This window comes from Citrobacter sp. wls826, assembly GCF_005281245.1.
Taxonomy (GTDB): Bacteria; Pseudomonadota; Gammaproteobacteria; order Enterobacterales; family Enterobacteriaceae; genus Citrobacter; species Citrobacter braakii.
In genome coordinates this window covers 179,409-184,747 of record NZ_SZWS01000061.1, presented here as the reverse complement: position 1 = coordinate 184,747, position 5,339 = coordinate 179,409, and the positions used below count along the sequence as shown (strand labels likewise).

The 5,339-nt window shown below is 53.3% G+C and carries 5 protein-coding genes; all 5 read left to right on the top strand.

The features are described from left to right. A partial coding sequence (locus FDW87_RS23025) for a spore coat protein U domain-containing protein (RefSeq protein ID WP_252363243.1) occupies positions 1 to 288 on the top strand: 288 nt, incomplete at its 5' end. A gap of 14 nt (positions 289 to 302) precedes the next feature. Beyond that, entirely contained in the window at positions 303 to 1,025 is a 723-nt protein-coding gene (locus tag FDW87_RS18365; protein ID WP_075848690.1) for a molecular chaperone, read from the top strand. A gap of 55 nt (positions 1,026 to 1,080) precedes the next feature. Beyond that, positions 1,081 to 3,366 (top strand): fimbria/pilus outer membrane usher protein, encoded by a 2,286-nt coding sequence (locus FDW87_RS18360; protein ID WP_075848688.1) that lies wholly within the window; start codon positions 1,081 to 1,083, stop codon positions 3,364 to 3,366. A gap of 13 nt (positions 3,367 to 3,379) precedes the next feature. Next, a complete protein-coding gene (locus tag FDW87_RS18355) occupies positions 3,380 to 4,348 on the top strand; it encodes a spore coat protein U domain-containing protein (protein ID WP_049269127.1) in 969 nt (322 codons plus the stop codon). A 321-nt stretch (positions 4,349 to 4,669) separates the two neighbouring features. Continuing rightward, positions 4,670 to 5,339: Glu/Leu/Phe/Val dehydrogenase (locus FDW87_RS23020; RefSeq protein ID WP_252363242.1), on the top strand; the 670-nt coding region annotated here is incomplete at its 3' end.

Here is a 5,339-nt window from a genome sequence, read left to right as displayed (position 1 = left end):
GGCCTGGCGCCGTCGGCCGCCAATGGGGGGACGACGACGGGCTCAGGCGCCATGTCCTCCGTGGCTAACGCTGCCACCAATACCGATAAAGTGCCCTACCAGCTAAATCGAACATCAGCAACAGGTCCGGTGTGGGGGAACACCGCCACCGACACCGCGCCTGGAAACGGCGTAGCGGCGACGGGGACCGGGCTGGTGCAAACGTTTACGGTTTATGCCACCGCACCGAGCGCCAACTTCACTCCTGACGACTATGCCGACACGGTAACGGTTAACGTTAACTACTAACTTCAGGAAGCCACATGAGAGTAAAACTGCCTGTTCAGCAGTGTGCCTGCGCATGCCTGTTAGGGATGGTTGCGAGCCTCAACCCTGCCGCCGCCAGCGGGCTGCAAATCGCCCCGGTCACGTTAACTTTGCTCGCGACGCAAAATGCCGATGGTATCTGGCTTAGTAATGCGGGTGAAAACGCGCTCAATGCCCAGGTTCGGGTTTTTCGCTGGAGCCAGAGCGCTTACGGCGACAAACTTTCCCCCTCTCAGGGGCTGGTCATTAGCCCGCCAATGCTGGCATTAGCCCCCGGAGAACGTCAGTTGATTCGCGTTATTCGGACCGGCCCACCTTCGGCACATGCTGAAGACGCTTATCGGTTATCGATAGATGAGTTACCGCCTGCAAAAGTAGAAAAAAATAAGCTTCAGTTTGTGCTGCATTATTCCGTCCCCGTTTTCATTCAACCAACATCAGCGGCGCAAACGCAGGCAAAATTGCAATGGAAATTACAACAGCTTGATGGCAAAAAATTTATTGAAGTGAGTAACCAGGGAAATGGGCATGCACAATTATCTGCTGCAACATTTATAAGCCCTGACGGTGCTAAAAAAGTTATTACGCCCGGACTGTTAGGCTACGTTTTACCCGGCTCAACGATGCGCTGGATAGTCTCTCCGTCGGCCAGTAATACTCATGATGGCGGGAAAGTTGAAGTCACAATCAATGGCCAAAAAACAGTACAAGATCTGTAACAGATCCTGGCTTCTGGTGAAATATTGCTTTCTCAATGGAGTATTAATATCGGGAATGGTTTGCGCACAAACGCTGAATAATAACCAGAACGAAGATGGTGTTATTAATGGCGCAGCGCAGCTCGTGGGGGTCAATTTGTATCTCGACGTCACCTTAAATGGGAATCCCGTTGGGCTGGTGCATTTGGGTTACGATAATGGAAAGCTCTATGCTGGGGCAGATACCCTGCGAAAAATGGGCTTTCGCTTTGCGCCTGACGCCACTCACGCCGTCTGCCTGAACGATATCCCCGAGCTAACCATTGACTATAACGTTCAGTTGCAAACGCTTTCGCTTACTGCGCCACTCAGTTCACTCGATCTTGCGACCACGCAGCTTAACTCCCCCGTAGAGACCGCGCCGACGGCGACAACATCACGCGGAGCGCTGCTCAATTACGATATCTATACCCAACAGGGGGATGAAAGCGCAATAAATACCTTCAGCGAACTCCGCGCTTTCAATGCTGCAGGCGTGCTCAGCACCACCCAGTTGACGCAGTATTCCACCGAGGAAAATGCGGATAACAGCGTTGAGCGACTTGATACCAGCTGGCGTACGTCATTTCCCGAAAAGATGTTGGCGGTAACCGTTGGCGATTCCCTGACCAGTTCACTTATCTGGTCCCGACCGACGCGTATCGGCGGCATTCAGATAGGAACCGATTTTGGTTTGCGGCCCTATATGCCAACCACCCCGCTCCCTGCATATCTTGGCTCCGCGACGTTGCCGTCAAACGTTGAGCTGTACGTCGACGGCGTCAGGTACTACAACGGAGAAGTCCCCGCGGGTAGCTTTCAGATCAACACAATGCCGAACATCAGCGGCGCGGGAACGGGTCAGGTAATGATGACGGATGCGCTGGGCAGAACGAGCGTACAAAATTTTTCGTTCTACAACGATCAGCAACTCCTGCGGGAAGGATTAACTGCCTGGTCTGCAGAACTGGGTACAGTGCGCGAAAACTATGGTTACTCCTCTTTTGATTATGCCAGCGCACCGGTACTGAGCAGTACATGGCGTCGGGGGTTTAGCAATACGTTCACCGCCGGGAGTCACGCTGAAACCAGCGATGGACTGATTAACGCGGGCTTCAGTAACGACTGGATCCCAGGCACCCGCAGCGGCACGTTTTCGACCTCAGTTGCCGCAAGTACCGACTCAGGAAAGAACGGTTTTCTGTACAGTTTTGGTTATCGTTGGTCCGGCGAACGGTTTAATTTCAGTACCAGTACGACGGCCACTTCCGGCGATTATCGTGATGTCGCCACCCATTATGGCGAGCCGCCACCGACGCTTAACAGCAATACGGTCATTGGCTATTCGCTGGAAGCTGCCGGTAATGTCAGCCTGAGTTACCTGCAGTTTCGTTATCCGCACGAAAATGCGGTGCGCTACGCCAACGCCAGCTGGTTCAAATCGATTACCGACAACATTTCACTGAATGCCGGATTCAACCAAAACATCGACGATAACCGCGATCGCAGTCTCTATCTGATGGTGACAATGACCACTGATAACAATCTCAGTGCCAGCAGCACCCTACAACGTACCAATGATGAGACCGGCTACCAGCTCAACGCCAGCCTGACGCCTCCTGCCGACGGCGGTTGGGGCTGGAATCTGGCCGCAAGTCAGCAGGCTTCCCGGCAAAGCGGTCAGGGAGAAGTGGGATATCTGGGTCGTTATGGTAAAGCGTACGCGGGATTTAGCCGTTTACCGGATAACCATTACGGCTACGCAGGCGCCACCGGATCGCTTGTTACCATGGGCGGCGGCCTGTTTGCAGCACGTGAAATCAACAATGGCTTTGCCGTCGTATCAACTGACGGCGTTCCTGACGTCCCGATTAAATTACAAAATAACCTGATTGGTCGCAGCGACGACCAGGGGCTATTGCTGGTCACGCCGCTGAACAGTTATCAAAAAAACCTGATCAGTATTGACCCTATGGATCTCCCCGCCAATATGCGGATCGCACGCGTTGAGACGAATGCAACGCCTGCCGATCGTTCCGGTACATTGGTTAGCTTTGGCATCACCCCGGTACGCGCTGCGCAGGTCATCCTCGTCGACAATCAGGGTAAACCCATTCCCGAAGGCAGCATGGCATACGCCATCAGCGGAGCAGGACAATCGTCTGTCGTTGGTTTTGATGGGATGACCTGGTTCGACACGCTGGAACAGCACAACGCGCTACGCGTTGAGACAGACACCGGCAGTTGTCGCGTGCAATTTGACTATCCCGCTTCCGCAAAGGGGATTGTGCAAATAGGTCCACTGGTTTGCCGGCCACACTAACAGGAGTGCGCTCATGAGGTTAAGGCATCTGTTACTCATCGCAGCCGTACTCTTTTGTCCGGCGATTAGCCATGCCGTAACCTGTTCGGTGAGCAATGTACAACCCATAAATTTGGGCTCAGTCAATCCGCTGTCTGCGACAGGCGCAACGTCATCAATGACGTTCAACTACACCTGCACCAAAGAGCTTGGCGACGTGCTGGCAGGGATCAACCTCTGTTTTAATATTGGCGCCTCAGCCGTCAGTGGCCAGGTGACACCCCGAAATATGTCATTAAACGGAACACCTGCCAGAACGCTGGCATACCAGCTTTACCAGGATGCCGGGCACACTAAAGTCTGGGGGAGTCAGTATCAGTCGGGAACAACTTTTCCAATGGTACAGCTTAACCTGCTGAATCTGACGCCAGTGACGGGCTCACTCACGGTATCAGCACAGATTGTCACGCCACAAACCTCAGCGGTCCCCGGAAGCTATCAGGATAGCTATACGGCGGCGACAGCCCTCGTCACCCTCAATCCTGGATTGCTTTTCCCGCCGACCACCTGTGGCGATACCGTTGCCGCCAGGCTTCCCTTCACCGTATCGGCGACGGTCAGCAAACAGTGCAATATCACCTCTGCAACCAATATTAGCTTTGCGCCCGCCGGGGCGACCGGGCGTAACCTAACGGCTTCAAATACCGTGGGCGTAGCATGTTCCAATAACACGCCTTACACCATCGGACTTCAGCCCTCTAACGGCAATACGGCAGGCAGCGGCGTGATGGCCGGCACGGGGTCAAATACGGACAAGGTCCCCTACCAACTTAGCTCGACGCCAGGGCCGTCCGGTACGGTTTGGGGCAATTCATCGCTCAATACCGTCGCGGGCAACGGTACGGGAACCACCACCACCTACCCGGTTTACGCCACCGTTCCCAGCGCGAACTACACGCCTGACAACTATGCTGATACCGTTACCATCGCCGTGACCTACTGACCCCAGCTTAATCGCAATAAAGCAAATACATTTTATTATCATATTATTTACTTTTAGAGGTGCGTCATAAATCTGACAAATTGCGATTTTTATAAATCATGCATATTAAATTACCCAGCCAGCAAAATTACCGAAATATCAGCACAATCAGAGAATAACTATTCACCTCTCGACCAAAGCCCACACGCTTCATACCGATAAACCGTGTTAGCCGGACAGGCCTTTCTATGAAATAAATGTTAAATTTAGGTTCATATGGTGTGATTCACTGTATACCACGGCCAAATTAAGAACATATTACTTTTATAACTAAGGTTTATCATGGATAAGTTATCTTACGCTTCAGATAGCAGCACATCTGCCTGGAATACCTACCTGCAACAAATCGAGCGTGTGGCCCCTTACCTGGGCGAACTTTCCCATTGGGTGGATACCCTGCGCCACCCAAAACGCGCGCTGATTGTCGATATCCCGGTGCAGATGGATGACGGTACTATCCGTCATTTTGAAGGGTATCGCGTGCAACATAACCTCTCCCGCGGGCCGGGCAAAGGCGGTGTGCGTTATCATCCTGATGTTGATCTTAATGAAGTGATGGCCCTGTCCGCATGGATGACCATCAAATGCGCAGCGTTGAACCTGCCGTACGGCGGTGCGAAAGGTGGCGTGCGCGTCGATCCGTTCTCGCTTTCCGAAGGTGAACTGGAGCGTTTAACCCGCCGTTATACCAGCGAAATCGGCATTATCATCGGGCCGCAGAAAGACATTCCTGCGCCGGATGTGGGGACTAACGGAAAGGTAATGGCCTGGATGATGGATACCTACTCCATGAACCACGGCACCACCGTGACCAGCGTGGTCACCGGTAAACCTATTCACCTCGGCGGCTCGTTAGGCCGTGATAAAGCCACCGGTCGTGGTGTTTTCGTCAGCGGTCTGGAAGTGGCGCGTCGTGCCAACATCGACGTTGAAGGCGCTCGCGTAGCGGTGC

Bases quoted from the DNA above. Each gene is read 5' to 3' on its own strand.
- FDW87_RS18365 (WP_075848690.1), top strand. From the start codon at position 303: ATGAGAGTAAAACTGCCTGTTCAGCAGTGTGCCTGCGCATGCCTGTTA.
- FDW87_RS18360 (WP_075848688.1), top strand. From the start codon at position 1,081: ATGGTTTGCGCACAAACGCTGAATAATAACCAGAACGAAGATGGTGTT.
- FDW87_RS18355 (WP_049269127.1), top strand. From the start codon at position 3,380: ATGAGGTTAAGGCATCTGTTACTCATCGCAGCCGTACTCTTTTGTCCG.